At 70.0% G+C, this 16,577-nt stretch carries 16 protein-coding genes and 1 tRNA gene; 10 read left to right on the plus strand and 7 right to left on the minus strand.

Going from position 1 to position 16,577, the window contains the following annotated elements; genetic code table 11:
- Positions 1 to 139: 139 nt before the first annotated feature.
- Complete coding sequence (locus tag ACFV6I_RS21150; RefSeq protein ID WP_380426946.1) at positions 140 to 664, minus strand: GNAT family N-acetyltransferase; 525 nt, start codon at positions 662 to 664, stop codon at positions 140 to 142.
- A 250-nt stretch (positions 665 to 914) separates the two neighbouring features.
- Complete coding sequence (locus ACFV6I_RS21155) at positions 915 to 1,046, minus strand: hypothetical protein (RefSeq protein WP_380426948.1); 132 nt, start codon at positions 1,044 to 1,046, stop codon at positions 915 to 917.
- A 34-nt stretch (positions 1,047 to 1,080) separates the two neighbouring features.
- Between ACFV6I_RS21155 and ACFV6I_RS21160 the strand changes: the two genes are divergently transcribed.
- Complete coding sequence (locus ACFV6I_RS21160; RefSeq protein ID WP_380426950.1) at positions 1,081 to 1,971, plus strand: alpha/beta fold hydrolase; 891 nt, start codon at positions 1,081 to 1,083, stop codon at positions 1,969 to 1,971.
- Positions 1,972 to 2,047: 76 nt separating this feature from the next.
- Here ACFV6I_RS21160 and ACFV6I_RS21165 read toward each other — a convergent pair whose 3' ends face one another.
- The gene (locus ACFV6I_RS21165; protein ID WP_380426952.1) at positions 2,048 to 2,236 is read right to left on the minus strand and encodes a hypothetical protein; all 189 of its coding nucleotides are present in this window, start codon (positions 2,234 to 2,236) and stop codon (positions 2,048 to 2,050) included.
- A 305-nt stretch (positions 2,237 to 2,541) separates the two neighbouring features.
- Positions 2,542 to 3,204, minus strand: a complete 663-nt coding sequence (locus ACFV6I_RS21170) for an O-methyltransferase (RefSeq protein ID WP_380426955.1) — start codon at positions 3,202 to 3,204, stop codon at positions 2,542 to 2,544.
- Between the two features lie 70 nt (positions 3,205 to 3,274).
- On the opposite strand from ACFV6I_RS21170, the gene ACFV6I_RS21175 reads away from it, so the two are divergent.
- The gene (locus tag ACFV6I_RS21175) at positions 3,275 to 3,919 is read left to right on the plus strand and encodes a TetR/AcrR family transcriptional regulator (RefSeq protein ID WP_380378729.1); all 645 of its coding nucleotides are present in this window, start codon (positions 3,275 to 3,277) and stop codon (positions 3,917 to 3,919) included.
- A 103-nt stretch (positions 3,920 to 4,022) separates the two neighbouring features.
- Here ACFV6I_RS21175 and ACFV6I_RS21180 read toward each other — a convergent pair whose 3' ends face one another.
- Positions 4,023 to 4,568 (minus strand): GNAT family N-acetyltransferase, encoded by a 546-nt coding sequence (locus tag ACFV6I_RS21180; RefSeq protein ID WP_380426962.1) that lies wholly within the window; start codon positions 4,566 to 4,568, stop codon positions 4,023 to 4,025.
- A 198-nt stretch (positions 4,569 to 4,766) separates the two neighbouring features.
- Positions 4,767 to 7,454, minus strand: coding sequence for a DNA polymerase I (gene polA / locus ACFV6I_RS21185; protein ID WP_063351036.1), 2,688 nt, complete (start codon positions 7,452 to 7,454; stop codon positions 4,767 to 4,769).
- A 325-nt stretch (positions 7,455 to 7,779) separates the two neighbouring features.
- On the opposite strand from polA, the gene ACFV6I_RS21190 reads away from it, so the two are divergent.
- The 6 genes from ACFV6I_RS21190 (at position 7,780) to ACFV6I_RS21215 (ending at position 14,666) form a co-directional block, all read left to right on the plus strand.
- Positions 7,780 to 8,244: a hotdog fold thioesterase gene (locus ACFV6I_RS21190; RefSeq protein WP_363368771.1), complete on the plus strand. Its 465-nt coding sequence runs from the start codon at positions 7,780 to 7,782 to the stop codon at positions 8,242 to 8,244.
- A 591-nt stretch (positions 8,245 to 8,835) separates the two neighbouring features.
- Complete coding sequence (locus tag ACFV6I_RS21195; protein WP_063347148.1) at positions 8,836 to 10,074, plus strand: branched-chain amino acid ABC transporter substrate-binding protein; 1,239 nt, start codon at positions 8,836 to 8,838, stop codon at positions 10,072 to 10,074.
- A 188-nt stretch (positions 10,075 to 10,262) separates the two neighbouring features.
- Positions 10,263 to 11,192: a branched-chain amino acid ABC transporter permease gene (locus ACFV6I_RS21200; RefSeq protein WP_063347149.1), complete on the plus strand. Its 930-nt coding sequence runs from the start codon at positions 10,263 to 10,265 to the stop codon at positions 11,190 to 11,192.
- 5 nt (positions 11,193 to 11,197) lie between these two features.
- Positions 11,198 to 13,123, plus strand: coding sequence for a branched-chain amino acid ABC transporter permease (locus ACFV6I_RS21205; RefSeq protein WP_380426957.1), 1,926 nt, complete (start codon positions 11,198 to 11,200; stop codon positions 13,121 to 13,123).
- A gap of 8 nt (positions 13,124 to 13,131) precedes the next feature.
- Positions 13,132 to 13,953: an ABC transporter ATP-binding protein gene (locus ACFV6I_RS21210; protein WP_063351037.1), complete on the plus strand. Its 822-nt coding sequence runs from the start codon at positions 13,132 to 13,134 to the stop codon at positions 13,951 to 13,953.
- Positions 13,950 to 14,666, plus strand: coding sequence for an ABC transporter ATP-binding protein (locus tag ACFV6I_RS21215; protein ID WP_063347150.1), 717 nt, complete (start codon positions 13,950 to 13,952; stop codon positions 14,664 to 14,666). The genes ACFV6I_RS21210 and ACFV6I_RS21215 overlap by 4 nt, the downstream gene beginning before the upstream one ends.
- A 90-nt stretch (positions 14,667 to 14,756) precedes the next feature.
- Here the strand turns inward: ACFV6I_RS21215 and ACFV6I_RS21220 are convergent, their stop codons facing one another.
- Positions 14,757 to 15,413 carry an ANTAR domain-containing response regulator gene (locus ACFV6I_RS21220; RefSeq protein WP_063347151.1) on the minus strand — a complete coding sequence of 219 codons (657 nt, stop codon included), beginning with the start codon at positions 15,411 to 15,413 and terminating at the stop codon, positions 14,757 to 14,759.
- A gap of 92 nt (positions 15,414 to 15,505) precedes the next feature.
- Between ACFV6I_RS21220 and ACFV6I_RS21225 the strand changes: the two genes are divergently transcribed.
- Positions 15,506 to 15,591 (plus strand) — tRNA-Leu (locus ACFV6I_RS21225).
- Between the two features lie 101 nt (positions 15,592 to 15,692).
- The gene (locus ACFV6I_RS21230) at positions 15,693 to 16,478 is read left to right on the plus strand and encodes a helix-turn-helix domain-containing protein (protein ID WP_380426959.1); all 786 of its coding nucleotides are present in this window, start codon (positions 15,693 to 15,695) and stop codon (positions 16,476 to 16,478) included.
- Positions 16,479 to 16,577 lie beyond the last annotated feature (99 nt).

The following is a 16,577-nucleotide window of genomic DNA, read 5'->3' on the forward strand; positions in this document are numbered from 1 at the left end:
ACCGAGATATACACTCCCACTATGGTCGGCTGCGTATGTTGTGTATACGCGACAGGTCTGTTTTCGCCCCACCCACGAGCCCGTGGTGTGGGTTCTCCCGCAGCTGGCCTTCGAGGCAGTTGCTGCCAACGCGGGTAGCTCAGCTGTTGATGCCGGGTGCGACCTCGCGGGTCATACGGAGGTTGGGCAGCCTTCCTTGCCAGAGCTCTCGCTCACCCGTGGCCTTGAATCCGTGGCGCTGGTAGAAGCGGACCGCGCTGTCGTTGTAGTCGGTGGCCCATAGGCATATGGGTGCGGATCCGGCCCAGGTGAGGAACTCGGTCATCATGCGGCCACCGAGCCCCCGGCCCTGGACGTGTTCCAGCAGATACATCGGTCCGAGAGTGACCATCTCGCCGCGGCGCCCGCAGAGAACGCCCACGATCTCGGTTTCAGAACGGAGAACACGGCAGAACAGCAGATCCGGCTCCTGGTTCGCTGTCTCGATGAACTCCCGCCACTGGTTGATGCCTTCCGCGGTAGCTGATGAGCCGCGATGCTCACGGATCCAGTCCTCGTCGATCCCCACCTCCGGGTTGGGGTATGTCTGCAGCCAAGCCCTCAGCAGCAACGGCCCCAGCTGCGCGGAGTCGCCCGGACGAGCAGCTTCGATCACGTAGGTCATGGCAACGATCCTCGTCGATCATCCACCGCTTCAGGCCGCCCAGTCATCCCTGCGACGAACTTCTGATGGATGCCACCGCCGACGACTTCCTGTTCGCCGGGGAGCCTGCCCGACCGGGACTGAACTGTGCTTACGGACCTTGCCGTACCGCGCCGGGTCGTATCCGGGATCGCCGAGTCCGCCCGTGGCGGCCTGCCCGCACCAGCAGCCACGGACGACGGCACCTGTTGGACCTACGGAGGCGGCCCGTTCAGAGCCGCATGAGCCCGGCGACGGTCGGCCGGAATCCGCACCGGCCGTAGAAGGACTCCAGGTGCGGTTCGTAGTCGACGTGCAGCCACTGGGCACCGCGTGCCCTCGCCTCGTCGGCGGCCGCCCTCACCAGCCCGCCGCGTTCGCCCGCCCAACCCTGTGATGTGATCGTTCTGTTGACGTACTACCAACAGGAGCTGACCATGTCCTCACCCCTGCCCAGCGCCGTCCGTCTGACCGTCGGCCGGCACACCTTCGACGGGCTGGCCGCCGGGCCTGCCGACGGGGAGCTCGTGCTGCTGCTGCACGGGTTCCCCGAGTTCGCCGACTGCTGGAGCGCCGAGCTGACCGCGCTGGCCGCGGCCGGCTACCGCGCGGTGGCGGTGGACCAGCGCGGCTACTCCCCCGACGCCCGCCCCGCGGACATCGCGGACTACTCCGTCGAGCTGCTGGTCGCGGACGCGCTGGGCTTCGCCGACGCCCTGGACGCGCCACGCTTCCACCTGGTCGCCCACGACTGGGGCGGCCTCGTCGCCTGGGCGCTGGCCTCCACCCACCCGGAGCGGCTGCACAGCCTGACCGTGCTCTCCACCCCGCACCCCGAGGCGCTCTACGAGGCCCTCAACAACGACAGCGACCAGCGCGAACGCTCCCAGTACATCAGGGAGTTCCGCCTGCCGGGGCACGTGGCCGAGCAGACCATGCTGGCCGACGACGCGGCCAGGCTGCGCGCGATCTACCGGGGCGCGCTGCCGACGGACCAGGCCGAGTCCAACGTCCGACGGCTGACCGAGCCGGGCGTGCTGACGGCCGGGCTCAACTGGTACCGGGCGATCAACGAGGAACTCCGGGTGCCGGCCGGCGAGATCACCGTCCGCACGCTCTTCGTCTGGGGCACCGAGGACCGCGCCCTGGGCCGCGACGCCGCCGACCTGACGGCCAAGCACGTCAGCGCCCCGTACCGGTTCGTCGCACTGGAGGGCGCCACCCACTGGCTGCCTGAGGCCGACGCCGAGCGGATCGTGCCGCTGCTCCTGGAGCACCTCGCGGGCTGATCCGGAGCGGTGTTCCCGGCGCGCCGCCCCACCGGCGCGCCGGCTTCGCCGCCCTCAGGCCGCCCTCAGCCCGGTCTCAGCCCGCCCTCGGCGTGTTCCGGGATCGCGCCCAGCTCTCCGCCTGCTCCGGGTCCCACAGGAAACGGGCGCCGAAATCCTTCTCCTCGCCGGGTCCCGCCTCCGTCAACGCACGCACCAGCGCCGGGCTGTAGACGGCATGGACCCGGAAGTTCACCAGGAACCGACTCTTGATCACGATCCGCACGTAACGACGGCTGTTGCCCCGATGACGTCCGGCCACGATGACGCAGTCACCGCCGTCGCCCAGCCCCCCTGCACCAGAAGTCGGCCCCGCCGGCTTCCTGCGTTCCCCCCGCCACCGGCCCGGCCGGAGCTGCTCTGCTCCCGCAACCGTTCGGGGTGCGGGCCGTACCTGCCGATCGGCAGGGGCGGCCCGATGAACTTGCGCTGGGCATTCGTGAGTTGCCCACGCGTCACGACCAGTGTCCTGCCGGGTTCCGCCCCCACGAAGAAGGCGATACCCACGCCTGATCACGACGCCACACGGGTCTAGAGGCGGCAGCTGATCTCCATTCCGTCCTCCACGGGGAACGTGACGCTCTGGTAGCCGTTGCGGGGGTCGCGGACGTAGTCGAGGTAGGGCGCGAGGGCCTCCAGGTCGACGTCGTCGGCGACGACGAGGGTGCCGGGCGCGAGGCGGGGTTCGAGGAGTCGCAGGACGGGCAGGCACAGGTCCTTCCAGCCGTCGAGGAGGACGAAGTCCGCGGAGCCGGCGACTGCGGCGAGGGTGTCGCGGGCGTCTCCTTCGAGGACGGTGATCAGGTCGTCCAGTCCCGTCTCGGCGAACGTCCGGCGGGCGGCCGCGGCCTTGGCGGCGCTCAGTTCCGTACTGATCACCCGGCCCGTCCGGTTGTCGCGCACCGCGGCGGCGAGATGGAGCGTGGAGATGCCGAAGGACGTGCCGAACTCGACGACGGTGGCGGGGCGGGTGGCCCGGATCAGGTTGTAGAGGAGGCGGCCGCCCTGGGCCGAAATCGGCATGTACACCTCGGCGTTGGCGTCGGCCTGCTCCTGCGGGCCGAGGGGCGCGGAGCCCTGGGGCCACGCCGCCCGGATCCGCTTGCTGGTCTCCTCGTCCTGCTCGGCATGCCGGAACATCCGGTCGAGGGCGGTGGCGACGCGGGGGTCTTCGAGGGTGTTGGTGGGTGTCATGAACCTAGACTAGACGCACCGTTGCGTTGCGTCTAGCGGTTCTGGCCTACCCTGGCCCCAGGAGGCAGACATGGAACGAGGAAGTACGGCCGCCGCGGCGGCCGGGCCGCAACCGGCGGCACGCCATCACGGCAACCGGCACGGCCGCAGCGAACAGGCCCGGCAGGCAGTACTGGAGGCGGCCGACGACCTTCTGGTCGAGAAGGGCTTCACCGGCGTCACCATCGAGGGCATCGCCGCCCGGGCGGGCGTCGCCAAGCAGACCGTCTACCGCTGGTGGAAGACCAAAACCGACATCCTCCTGGACGCCTTCCTCCAGGACGCGGCCGAAGCCCTGACCCCGCCGGACCACGGCGACCTGGCCCCGGACCTACGCGCCCACCTGCGCCAACTGGCCCTGTTCCTCACCCGGTCCGACGCGGGCGCCGTCTTCAAGGCCCTCATCGGGCACGCCCAGCACGATCCCGCGTTCGCCGCCGCCCTGCGGTCCGGGTACCTCGACGAACAGCGCCGACGCGACCGGCTCCCGCTGGAACGCGCGGTGGAACGCGGCCAGCTCGCCGCCGGACTCGACATGGCGGCGGAGATCGACCAACTCGTGGGACCGCTCTACCACCGCGTCCTGGTGACGGCGGAACCCGTGGACGAGGCTTTCACCGACCGCCTCGTCGAGGCGTTCCTGCACCGCGCGGGCGTAGCGGACGCAGGTGAGTAGCGGACACAGGGGAGTAGCGGAGTAGCCGACGCAGGGGAGTAGCCGACGCAGGGGAGTAGCCGACTCCCAGGCACCGGCGGGACCGCCGGGCAGGTGGCCGCGCTCAGTGCCGAGTGGTTGCGGCGTACTGGTCCGACGACAACGCGAACACCCGCACTCGCCGACCGCCGGCGGGACTGACGGTCTCACGGGCCAGCCGCATCCCCAGTTTGGTCATGATCCGTTCGGAGGCGTCGTTGCCCACCTGGGTGATGCTGACGATCCGCTCCAGCCCTCGCTCCTCGAACCCGAACCGCACAGCGGCCGCAGCGGCCTCGGTGGCCAAGCCCCGCCCCCAGTGGGAACGTCCCAGCCGCCAACCGACCTCGACCGCCGGCAGTACCTCCGGCAGGAAGCCGGGGACCGAGAGGCCGGTGAACCCGGCCAGCTCGCCCGTGGACCGGATCTCCACGGCGAACAGGCCGAAGCCCTGCGCCTCCCACTCGCTCTCCCAGGCCTGGATCCCGCCGCAGGTCTGCTGTTCGTCACGGACGCTGCCGTCACGGATCCACCGCATGACCTCGGGGTCGGCATTGACGGCGGCCATGGGCGCGACGTCCTCCTCGCGCCAGCGACGCAGGATCAGACGCGGAGTCTCAAGCGTGACCATCGAACCATTCTGGATCACCAAGGGGCTCTCCGCCATCCTCCGCTCCCCACGGCTCCGTTACGTGCCGCGCCCGCTGCGCGACGGCCCGCGGGAGCGTAGCGGCGGGCCCGGACACCAGCCGTGTCCGGGCCCGCCGAGTACCGCACCCCCGAGTACCGCACCCCCGAGTACCGCACCCCCGAGTATCGCGCCGCCGTATCAGTGCGCGGCAGCCTCCCAGTTGGCGCCGACGCCCACCGAGACGTCCAGCGGGGCGCGCAGCGGGTAGGCACCGGCCATCTGCTCGCGGACGATCGCCTCGACCTGCTCGCGCTCGCCCGGGGTCAGCTCCAGCACGATTTCGTCGTGCACCTGGAGCAGCATCCGGGAGGTGAGGCCGGCGGCGCGCAGCGCCTCGTCCACCCGCAGCATGGCGATCTTGACGATGTCGGCGGCCGAGCCCTGGATCGGGGCGTTGAGGGCCATCCGCTCCGCCATCTCGCGGCGCTGGCGGTTGTCGCTGTTGAGGTCCGGCAGGTAGCGGCGGCGCCCGAGCAGCGTCTCGGTGTAGCCGGTGGCGCGGGCCTCGTCGACGACCCGGCGCAGGTAGTCGCGGACGCCGCCGAAGCGCTCGAAGTAGGTGTCCATCAGGCCCTGGGCCTCGCCGGGCTTGATGCCGAGCTGCTGCGAGAGCCCGTACGCGGACAGCCCGTAGGCGAGGCCGTAGGACATCGCCTTGATCTTGCGGCGCATCTCGGCGTCCACCGCGGTGCCCGGGACCTCGAAGACCTGGGAGGCGACGGTGGTGTGCAGGTCCTCGCCGGTGGCGAAGGCCTCCAACAGGGCCTCGTCCTCGGAGAGGTGGGCCATGATGCGCAGTTCGATCTGCGAGTAGTCGGCGGTGAGCAGCGACTCGTAGTCCTCGCCGACGACGAAGGCGCGGCGGATGGCGCGGCCCTCCTCGGTGCGGACGGGGATGTTCTGCAGGTTCGGGTCCTGCGAGGAGAGCCGGCCGGTGGCGGCGACCATCTGGTTGAAGGTGGTGTGGATGCGGCCCTTGGGCGAGACCGTCTTGAGCAGGCCCTCGACGGTGGTGCGCAGCTTGGCCTGGTCGCGGTGGCGCAGCAGGATGACCGGCAGTTCGTTGTCGGTCTGGGTGGCGAGCCAGGTGAGCGCGTCGGCGTCGGTGGTGTAGCCGGTCTTGATCTTCTTGGTCTTGGGGAGGGCGAGCTCGCCGAAGAGGATCTCCTGGAGCTGCTTGGGCGAGCCGAGGTTGAACTCGCGCCCGGCGGCGGCGTGCGCCTCCTCGACCACGCGCTGGATCTCGGTGGCGAACTGCGCCTCCAGGCTGGTGAGCCAGGGGCGGTCGGCGGCGATGCCGGTGCGCTCCATCCGGGCCAGCAGGGCGGCGATCGGCAGCTCCATGTCGCGCAGCAGCCCGGTGGCGCCGACCTCGGCGAGGCGGGTGTCGAAGAGCGCGGCGAGGTCGAGGACGGCGCGGGCCTGGAGCATGAGCGCCTGGGCGCCGGCCGCCGGGTCCTCCTCCGGGGCGTCGAAGGCGAGTTGGCCGTCCTCGGTGGCGGGGGCGGGGGTGAGCGAGCGGGCCAGGTACTCCTCGGCGAGCACCTCCAGGGTGAAGGTGCGGCGGCCGGGCTTCTCCAGGTAGGCGGCGAGGGCGGTGTCGGCGACGACGCCCTCGATGGCCCAGCCGCGCTCGGCGAAGGCCCGCATGACCTGCTTGGCGATGTGCAGGGCCTTGGGGGCGGCCGGGTCGGCGAGCCAGGCGGCGAAGGCCCGCTCGTCCTCCTCGGCGAGCTGCGCCGGGTCGAACCAGGCGGCGGATTCCCCTGCGGCCAGGGCGACTTCGGCGACCTCGCCGGTGCCGAGCGCCCACTGGTAGACGGCGGCGAGGGCGACGGGGGCCTTGGTGTCGGCGGCGTGCTCGCGCAGCCAGCCGGCCAGCGTGCCCGGGTCGGTGAGCAGTTCGCCGTCGACCTCGACGCCGGGGGCGAGTTCGGCCGCGGCCTCCTCCTCGCCGGCGGCCGGGTCGATGCCGTGGACGCGGTCGCGGAAGTTGGCGTTGCGGAACTCCAGCGACTCCATCAGCGTGCCGACGGCGGCCTTGTCGAACGGCGCGCGGGCCAGGTCGCCGACGCCGAGCGGGAGTTCGACGTCGCGGACGAGCTCGGTGAGGACGCGGTTGCGCTTGACCGAGTCGAGGTGTTCGCGCAGCTTCTCGCCGATCTTGCCCTTCACCTCGTCGGCGCGGGAGACGAGTTCGTCGAAGGAGCCGAACTGGTTGACCCACTTGGCGGCGGTCTTCTCGCCGACGCCGGGGATGCCGGGCAGGTTGTCGGACGGGTCGCCGCGCAGGGCGGCGAGGTCCGGGTACTGGCGCGGGGTGACGCCGTACTTCTCGGCGACCTTCTCCGGGGTGTAGCGGGTGAGCTCGGAGACGCCCTTGGTCGGGTAGAGGACGGTGATGTGGTCGGTGACCAGCTGGAGGGAGTCGCGGTCGCCGGTGACGATGTCGACGTCGTAGCCGGCCGCCTCGGCGGCGGTGGCCAGGGTGGCGATGATGTCGTCGGCCTCGAAGCCCTCGGCCGTCAGCCGGGGGACGTTCATCGCGTCGAGCAGTTCGCCGATCAGGGGGACCTGGCTGCGGAACTCGTCCGGCGTCTTGGCGCGGTTGGCCTTGTAGTCGGGGAACTCGACGGAGCGGAAGGTCTGCCGGGAGAGGTCGAAGGCGACGGCGAGGTGGGTGGGCTGCTCGTCCCGGACGGTGTTGGCGAGCATCGAGGCGAAGCCGTAGACCGCGTTGGTGGGCTGGCCGGTGGAGGTGTTGAAGTTCTCCACGGGCAGGGCGTAGAAGGCCCGGTAGGCCATCGAGTGCCCGTCGAGCAGCATCAGCCGGGGCCGCGGGCCGGCCCCGCCGCCACCCGTCGCGCCCTTGTCCGTACTCTGCGTAGCCACGTCAACGTCCCGTTCCTGCCGATTCCACTACCGGCCACCGATCCTATGGCCCGGCACCGACAAAAGGGGCGCCGTGCCGATCGGACGCCGTGCCGGTCGAGCGCCGTACCGGTCGGACTCGGGGCGCGGGCGGCGGGGCCGCGGCGCCCGGGGCGCCCATTGACGCGCCCCGGCCCCGGACACGGCCGCTACCGCCGAGTAGGACGGTCGTACGATCACAGGCAGCACGATGACGATCCCCGAGCGGCAGGAGTTCCCCATGACCGACGCGGCCCCCGACGCGGCCCCCGTCCTGAAGGTCCCGCAGGACGTGCTGGACCACTTCGCCAAGCTCGGCGTCGACCCGCAGACCTTCTCCGGCGGCGCCCTCGGCGAGAAGCTCGGCATCCGGATCGTCGAGGCCTCCGGCGACCGGGTGGTCGGCACCATGCCGGTGGAGGGCAACCAGCAGCCGTACGGGCTGCTGCACGGCGGCGCGTCGGCGGCGCTGGCCGAGACGCTGGGCTCGATCGGCGCGATGCTGCACGCGGGCCCCGGCCGGTACGCGGTCGGGGTGGACCTCAACGCCACCCACCACCGCTCGGCCACCTCCGGGCTGGTCACCGGGGTGGCGACGGCGGTGTTCAAGGGCCGCACCGCCGCCACGTACGAGATCGCGATCACCGACGACACCGGCAAGCGGGTCACCAGTTGCCGGCTGACCTGCATGCTGCGCGACCTCTGACCCCGCGCCGGGACTCTTCCCGGTGCCGACGGATCATCAAATCCCTTGGCCGCCCCCTTGTTTGACCTTCCGCCACCCTGGGCAGGCGTTGGTCTGGACAAGGGGGCGGCGGCATGTCCGGGCGCGGCCGACGCGGCAGCATGCCCGGAATCCGCGCAGGTGACTCTGCGTAACAGGCAGAAAATCCGAGCGATGGCCCGCTCCGAGGCCCGCAGGCAGCCCGGGGCTCCTTCGCCATGCCCTCGCTGTCCGAAATACGAACGATCATGACCGGAACAAGTGAATCGGACATGAGTGTCCGACTATCGGCCAGGCCAGCTGCAACCCCCATTTCTGGCCCTTACATTGCCCCAACAGCCCCTAAACGCCCTACATCGGCGGATCGGTCGCGCCAAAACGACCACATGCTGAGACAACTGCTCTGTGTGCTCATAACAAGAGAATCACAGCCTCGCCACACCACTGCCCGAGTCGCCCAGAGGCATCTAGAGTCACGGCCAGTCACCGCGCCAACGGATTGGGCCCGGCCCTCCGCGCATCCCGGCTCCCGCCAACTCAGGCGCGGCGCCTCCCGAACCGAAGGGGACCCTCGTGCGTCACCGTTCCGCAATTGTCGTGAGCATTGCCGTGATCGGCGCCCTGAGCCTCAGCGCGTGCGGCTCCCGCGACGACAAGAAGTCCGCCGACGGAGGCAGCGGCAACAGCGGCTCCACCACCACCGTCACCATCGGCATCGACGCCCCGCTCACCGGCGACCTCTCCGCCATCGGCATCGGCATCCGCAACTCCGTCGACCTCGCGGTCAAGAAGGCCAACGAACAGAACGAGGTCCCCGGCGTCAAGTTCCAGGTCAAGGCCCTGGACGACACCGCCAAGCCCGGCCCCGGCCAGCAGAACGCCACCCAGCTCGTCGCCGACAACAGCGTCCTCGGCGTCGTCGGCCCGCTCAACTCCAGCGTCGCCCAGTCGATGCAGCAGATCTTCAACGACGCCAACCTCGTCGAGATCTCCCCCGCCAACACCGGCGTCGCCCTCAGCCAGGGCGAGAAGTGGGTCACCGGCGAGAAGAAGCGCCCCTTCAAGACCTACTTCCGCACCGCCACCACCGACGCCGTCCAGGGCCCCTTCGCCGCCCAGTTCCTCGCCAAGGACGCCAAGAAGTCCAAGGTCTTCCTCATCGACGACCAGAAGACCTACGGCGCCGGCCTCGCCGCCACCTTCAAGGCCGAATTCACCAAGCAGGGCGGCAACATCGTCGGCGAGGAGCACGTCAACCCCGACGACCGCGACTTCTCCGCCATCGTCACCAAGGTCAAGACCTCCGGCGCCGAAGCCGTCTACTACGGCGGCGAGTACCCCGCCGCCGGCCCGCTCTCCCTCCAGCTCAAGGACGCCGGCGTCAACATCCCGCTGATGGGCGGCGACGGCATGCAGAGCGCCGACTTCATCAAGCTCAACCCCAAGAGCGCCGGCGACTACGCCACCGCCGTCGGCGGCGCCGTCGAACAACTCCCCACCGCCGCCAAGTTCATCGCCGACTACAAGGCCGCCGGCTACAAGGACCCCTACGAGACCTACGGCGGCTACTCCTACGACAGCGGCTGGGCCATCATCCAGGCCGTCAAGGCCGTCGCCGCCGCCAACAACGGCAAGCTGCCCGCCAACCCGCGCGCCGCCGTCGTCGACGCCGTCCAGAAGGTCTCCTTCGACGGCGTCACCGGCAAGGTCTCCTTCGACGAGTTCGGCGACACCACCAACAAGCAACTCACCGTCTACACCGTCAAGGACGGCAAGTGGACCGTGGAGAAGACCGGCACCTTCAGCGGCTGAACCTCCAACGGCTGAACCTCAGCGGCCGAGCCCTCGACGACTGAACCTTCAGCGTCTGAACCTCAACGGCTGAGCCGGCCCGCACCACCATCCAGCAGCACAGCGCGCGGGGGCGCCACGAGTGCCCCCGCGCGCCCCCACATCCACCACCCACACGGACACCCCGAACGCACTACGGAGGCCCAGCGGTGCACGACCTACCGCAGCAGCTGGCCAACGGCCTGATCCTCGGCGCCCTCTACGGACTCGTCGCGATCGGCTACACGATGGTCTACGGCATCGTCCAGCTCATCAACTTCGCCCACGGCGAGATCGTCATGGTCGGCGGCTTCGGCGCCCTGACCGCCTACCTCGCCCTCCCCGGCGGCACCACCCTGTGGCTGGCCCTGCCACTCATGCTGATCGCCGGCATCCTGGTCTCCACCCTCACCGCCGTCGCCGCCGAGCGCTTCGCCTACCGGCCCCTGCGCAACGCCCCCCGACTCGCCCCCCTCATCACCGCGATCGGGCTGTCCATCTTCCTCCAGCAACTCGTCTTCTCCTTCTACCCCGACGCCAAGAAGGCCCGGGTCTTCCCCAAGATCCCCGGCGACCCCTTCAGCCTCGGCTCCGTCACCATCCAGCGCAGCGACCTCTTCCTGCTCATCGCCGCCCCGCTGTGCATGCTCGCCCTCGGCTGGTTCGTCACCCGCACCCGCTCCGGCCGCGCCATGCAGGCCACCAGCCAGGACCCCGACACCGCCAAGCTCATGGGCATCGACACCGACCGCATCATCGTCATGGCCTTCGCCATCGGCGCCGCGTTCGCCGCCGTCGCCGCCGTCGCCTACGGACTACGCAGCGGCCAGGTCGACTTCCGCATGGGCTTCATCCTCGGCCTCAAGGCCTTCACCGCCGCCGTCCTCGGCGGCATCGGCAACATCTACGGAGCCATGCTCGGCGGCATCGCCCTCGGCCTCGCCGAAAGCCTCGCCACCGGCTACATCCAGCACCTGCCCGGCATGCACCTCTTCGGAGGCGGCGCCTGGAAGGACGTCTGGGCCTTCGTACTCCTCATCCTCGTGCTCCTCGTCCGGCCCCAGGGCCTGCTCGGCGAGCGCGTCGCGGACAGGGCGTGACCACCATGACCACCACCGAAACCACCCCGGTCATCCCCCTGCCGGCCCGCGCCGCCACCGCCCTCACCGGCCTCGGCGCCCTCACCACCGCCGCCTCCGCCGCCCTCCCCTGGACCTGGACCTCCGACTTCCCCGGCGACCTCACCTACACCGGCTCCCCCGCCGGCCTCCAATGGCTCGCCCTCGCCGCCGGGCTCCTCACCCTCCTCCTGCTCCTCGCCACCCACGGCACCCCCGGCCTGCGCTGGGCCGCCCCCAGCCGCAGCCACAACGCCGTCCTCTACGCCGCCACCGGCGCCCTCGCCGTCAGCGTCTTCTCCGTCGCCGCCATCGCCACCGAACTCGGCGGCCTCGCCAACCTCGAAGCCGGCGGCTGGATCCTCGCCGCCGGCGGCCTCCTCACCGTCATCGGCGCCCTCGGCCTGCCCCTCGACCGCCGCACCCGCGTCCCGCTGCGCATCCTCGACAGGCGCCTCTTCCTGCTCGTCCCGGTCGCCCCCGCCGGCTGGTTCGCCGCCCACGCCATCCCCGGCGACCAGCCCGTCGCCCCCGTGATGACCGCCCTCGCGGGCGCCCTCGCCATCGCCGCCGGCGTCGTCCTGCTCCTCCAGCTCGGCCACCTCGCCCACACCTGGCTGCGCCTGGGCACCGTCGACCGGCCGCTGCCCGCGCCGCGCCAACTCCCCTCCTGGGCCGAAGTCCTGACCATCGTCCTGGCCTTCGGCCTCGGACTGTTCACGATCACCTTCGGCATCGACACCGAGTACGGCGAACTCTTCATCGGCTACCTGCTGCTCGCCGCCCTCGTCGTCCCCGCCCTCACCCGGTCCGGCCTGCTCGCCCGGCTGCGCGCCCTGACCGTCAAGCACCGCCCCGTCACCACCGGCGCCGCCTTCGCCGCCGCCGCCAGCTTCCCCTTCACCCAGACCAGCGACCAGTACACCTCCGTCGCCACCAACATCCTGATCTTCGCCACCGTCGCCCTCGGCCTCAACATCGTCGTCGGCCTCGCCGGCCTGCTCGACCTCGGCTACGTCGCCTTCCTCGGCGTCGGCGCCTACGCCGCCGCCCTGGTCTCCGGCTCCCCCGCCTCCCCCATCCACGTCCAGTTCCCGTTCTGGGCCGCGATGCTCACCGGCGCCGCCGTCTCCATGGTCTTCGGCGTCCTCATCGGCGCCCCCACGCTGCGCCTGCGCGGCGACTACCTCGCCATCGTCACCCTCGGCTTCGGCGAGATCTTCCGCATCACCATGCTCAACCTCAACGGCACCACCGGCCCCAAGGTCACCAACGGCTCCAACGGCATCCCCCGGATCCCCGACCTGGAGATCCTCGGCTTCGACCTCGGCAAGCCGCACACCGTCGCCGGCATCGAACTCGGCCGCTTCTCCAACTACTACCTGCTGATGCTCCTCGTCACCGCCCTGGTCGTGCTCGTCTTCGCCCGGGTCGGCAACTCCCGCATCGGCCGCGCCTGGGTCGCCATCCGCGAGGACGAGACCGCCGCCGAAGCCATGGGCATCAACGGCTTCCGCCTCAAACTCCTCGCCTTCGCCCTCGGCGCCTGCCTCGCCGGCCTCGCCGGCACCGTCCAGGCCCACGTCAGCTACACCGTCACCCCCGACCAGTACACCTTCGCCGAGGCCCTCCCGCCCAACTCCGCATTCCTGCTCGCCGCCGTCATCCTCGGCGGCATGGGCACCATCAGCGGGCCCCTCGCCGGCGCCACCCTCCTCTTCCTCATCCCCAAGAAGCTCGAATTCCTCTCCGACTACCAGCTGCTCGCCTTCGGCGCCGCCCTGATCATCCTGATGCGCGTCCGCCCCGAAGGCCTCATCCCCAACCGGCGCCGCCAACTGGAGTTCCACGAGGCCGCCATCCCGGCCCAGCCCGCCGGCGACGGCGCCGCACTCACCAAGGCAGGGGCGTGACCACCCAGATGACCACCACCGCCACACCCCTGCTCGAAGTCACCGGCGTCACCATGCGCTTCGGCGGCCTCACCGCCGTCAACGACGTCAGCCTCACCGTCGGCGAAGGCGAGATCATCGGTCTCATCGGCCCCAACGGCGCCGGCAAGACCACCTTCTTCAACTGCCTCACCGGCCTCTACGTCCCCACCGAGGGCGCCGTCCGCTACCGCGGCACCCTCCTGCCGCCCAAGCCCCACCTCGTCACCCAGGCCGGCGTCGCCCGCACCTTCCAGAACATCCGGCTCTTCGCCAACATGACCGTCCTGGAGAACGTCCTCGTCGGCCGCCACACCCGCACCAAGGAAGGCATCTTCTCCGCCATCCTCCGCGGCCCCGGCTACCACCGCGCCGAAGCCGAGAGCCGCGAGAAGGCCATGGAACTCCTCGCCTTCACCGGCCTCGCCGACAAGGCCGACCACCTCGCCCGCAACCTCCCCTACGGCGAACAGCGCAAGCTGGAGATCGCCCGCGCCCTCGCCTCCGACCCCGGCCTCCTCCTGCTCGACGAACCCACCGCCGGCATGAACCCCCAGGAGACCCGCGCCGCCGAGGAACTCGTCTTCGCCATCCGCGACCAGGGCGTCTCGATCCTCGTCATCGAGCACGACATGCGCTTCATCTTCAACCTCTGCGACCGCACCGCCGTCCTCGTCCAGGGCCAGAAGATCGTCGAAGGCGACCGCGAAACCGTCCAGAACGACGAACGCGTCATCACCGCCTACCTCGGCGCCCCGCTCGAAGGCACCACCCCCGCAGTCGCGGAGACCGTTACGGAGACCGACCAGTGACCGCACTCCTCGAGGTCGAGGACCTCCGCGTCGCCTACGGCAAGATCGAAGCCGTCAAGGGCATCAGCTTCACCGTCAACCAGGGCGAGGTCACCACCCTCATCGGCACCAACGGCGCCGGCAAGACCACCACCCTGCGCACCCTCTCCGGGCTCCTCAAACCCACCGCCGGACGCATCGCCTTCGACGGCCAGGACCTCAGCACCGTCCCCGCCCACAAGATCGTCGCCCTCGGCCTCGCCCACTCCCCCGAAGGCCGGCACATCTTCCCCCGCATGACCATCGAGGAGAACCTCCTCCTCGGCGCCTTCCTGCGCACCGACACCGCCGGCATCACCGCCGACGTCGACCGCGCCTACGACCTCTTCCCCATCCTCGGCGAACGCCGCCGCCAGGCCGCCGGCACCCTCTCCGGCGGCGAACAGCAGATGCTCGCCATGGGGCGGGCCCTGATGTCCCAGCCCAAACTGCTCATGCTCGACGAGCCGTCCATGGGCCTGTCACCGCTGATGATGCAGAAGATCATGGCGACCATCATCGAACTCAAGGCCTCCGGCACGACCATCCTGCTCGTCGAACAGAACGCCCAGGCCGCCCTCTCCCTCTCCGACCGCGGCTACGTCATGGAGACCGGCCGCATCGTCCTCTCCGGGACGGGCGCCGACCTCCTGCACGACGAATCCGTCCGCAAGGCCTACCTCGGCGAGGACTGACGCCTCCACGTATCCACGCATCCACGCCTCCACGCCTCCACGCACGAAGGGCCCGGCAGATGAGATCTGCCGGGCCCTCCTCGCATCCGTCTACTCGGACGCGTCCTCGTCCGCCTTCTTGCGGTCCTGGGCCGCGCCCTCCTCGATGACCGCCTCGGCCACCGCGGCCATCGTCATCCGACGGTCCATCGACGTCTTCTGGATCCACCGGAACGCCGCCGGCTCGTTCAGCCCGAACTTCGTCTGCAGCACGCCCTTCGCCCGGTCCACCAGCTTCCGGGTCTCCAGCCGCTGGGTGAGATCCGCGATCTCCTCCTCCAGCGTGCGCATCTCGGTGTACCGCGACACCGCCATCTCGATCGCCGGCACCAGATCCGCCTTGCTGAACGGCTTCACGATGTACGCCATCGCCCCGGCGTCCCGCGCCCGGTCCACCAGCTCCCGCTGCGAGAACGCCGTCAGCATCAGAACCGGCGCCAGGTGCTTCTCGTGGATCTGCTCGGCGGCGGAGAGCCCGTCCAGCACCGGCATCTTCACATCGAAGATCGCGAGGTCCGGCCGAAGCTCCTCCACCAGCTTCACCGCCGTAGCCCCGTCCCCGGCCTCACCGACGACGGTGTACCCCTCCTCTTCGAGCATCTCCTTGAGGTCAAGGCGGATCAGCGCCTCATCCTCGGCGATCACAATCCGGGTGATCTGGGGCGAATCGGTCTCAAGCGGCTGTGCCTGCTCGTCGGCGGTGCTCACGGGGCTCCTAGTTCCGGCGGGGTACTGCATGCACGAGGGTACCTAGCTGCGCCCAACAGCGCTCACAGGGTATCCTTCACGGGCGCGAACTTGCCGGGTTGGTGGAAGGGCAGACACGATCGCCTCAAAAGCGATTGCTCGAAAGGGCGTGTGGGTTCGAATCCCACACTCGGCACCATAATTTTTCTCGTATTCCCAGGCTTAGGGAAATTCACCTCATCTAGTGGATCACATCCAAAGGGTCCACGGTCCGGCCTGTCGAGTTCCAATCTGACGCACATGACGTCTCTCTCTGTGCGCGAACAAGCCGTACACCTCCTCCGTCGAGGTGTACGCAATGCCGATGTCGCCCGACGACTCCGGGTCTCTCCTGGCACGGTCTCCTGGTGGAAGCATCAAGACCTCGCCAAACGCCATCAGCTCCCCGGCCGCAAGCGTTCCGCGTGCATGCACTGCTACGGCGACGACCTGGACCGCGGCGCCTACTCCTACCTACTCGGCCTCTACCTCGGCGACGGCCACATCCTGCTCCCCAACGAGTACCGCAGGACGCAGAGCCTTCAGATCACCTGTGACGATCACTGGCCGGGAATCACCGACTCCGTCGAAAACGCCATGCGCCTGGTCTTTCCCAGGAACAAGCCCTGCAGAGTCCGACGGACCGGCTGTCACGACGTCAAGCTCTACTCGAATCACCTGACCTGCCACTTCCCCCAACACGGTCCCGGCAAGAAGCACGAACGCACCATAGCCCTGGAACCCTGGCAGCAGGAGATCGTCGACGCCCATCCGTGGGAGTTCCTGCGCGGCCTGATCCACTCCGACGGCTGCCGCATCACCAACTGGACGACGCGAACGGTCGGCGGCGTCAAGAAGCGCTACGAGTACCCGCGTTACTTCTTCACCAACACCTCGACCGACATCATCGGCCTGTTCACCGCCACCCTCGACGCCGTCGGCGTCCAGTGGAAGGCCGCGGCCCGGCCGACCGGTGCCACCAACATCTCCGTCGCCCGCAAGGACTCCGTCGCCCTCATGGACGCCCACATCGGCCCCAAGTACTGACAGTGGCGGGGGGGGGCCGCCCCCGCGCGGGGGCGCCCCCCCGCGCGGCCTCCCTGAGAGGCCCCGCCAGGGGCGGCGGGCGGGGGGGGTGTCGCCGAC

Origin of the sequence: Kitasatospora sp. NPDC059803, from assembly GCF_042732255.1 — a bacterium.
Lineage (GTDB): Bacteria > Actinomycetota > Actinomycetes > Streptomycetales > Streptomycetaceae > Kitasatospora.

Coding starts and splice junctions, on each gene's coding strand:
- ACFV6I_RS21150 (WP_380426946.1), bottom strand. CDS start 664: ATGACCTACGTGATCGAAGCTGCTCGTCCGGGCGACTCCGCGCAGCTG.
- ACFV6I_RS21170 (WP_380426955.1), bottom strand. CDS start 3,204: ATGACACCCACCAACACCCTCGAAGACCCCCGCGTCGCCACCGCCCTC.
- ACFV6I_RS21175 (WP_380378729.1), top strand. CDS start 3,275: ATGGAACGAGGAAGTACGGCCGCCGCGGCGGCCGGGCCGCAACCGGCG.
- ACFV6I_RS21180 (WP_380426962.1), bottom strand. CDS start 4,568: ATGGTCACGCTTGAGACTCCGCGTCTGATCCTGCGTCGCTGGCGCGAG.
- polA (WP_063351036.1), bottom strand. CDS start 7,454: ATGCTGCTCGACGGGCACTCGATGGCCTACCGGGCCTTCTACGCCCTG.
- ACFV6I_RS21190 (WP_363368771.1), top strand. CDS start 7,780: ATGACCGACGCGGCCCCCGACGCGGCCCCCGTCCTGAAGGTCCCGCAG.
- ACFV6I_RS21205 (WP_380426957.1), top strand. CDS start 11,198: ATGACCACCACCGAAACCACCCCGGTCATCCCCCTGCCGGCCCGCGCC.
- ACFV6I_RS21210 (WP_063351037.1), top strand. CDS start 13,132: ATGACCACCACCGCCACACCCCTGCTCGAAGTCACCGGCGTCACCATG.
- ACFV6I_RS21230 (WP_380426959.1), top strand. CDS start 15,693: ATGACGTCTCTCTCTGTGCGCGAACAAGCCGTACACCTCCTCCGTCGA.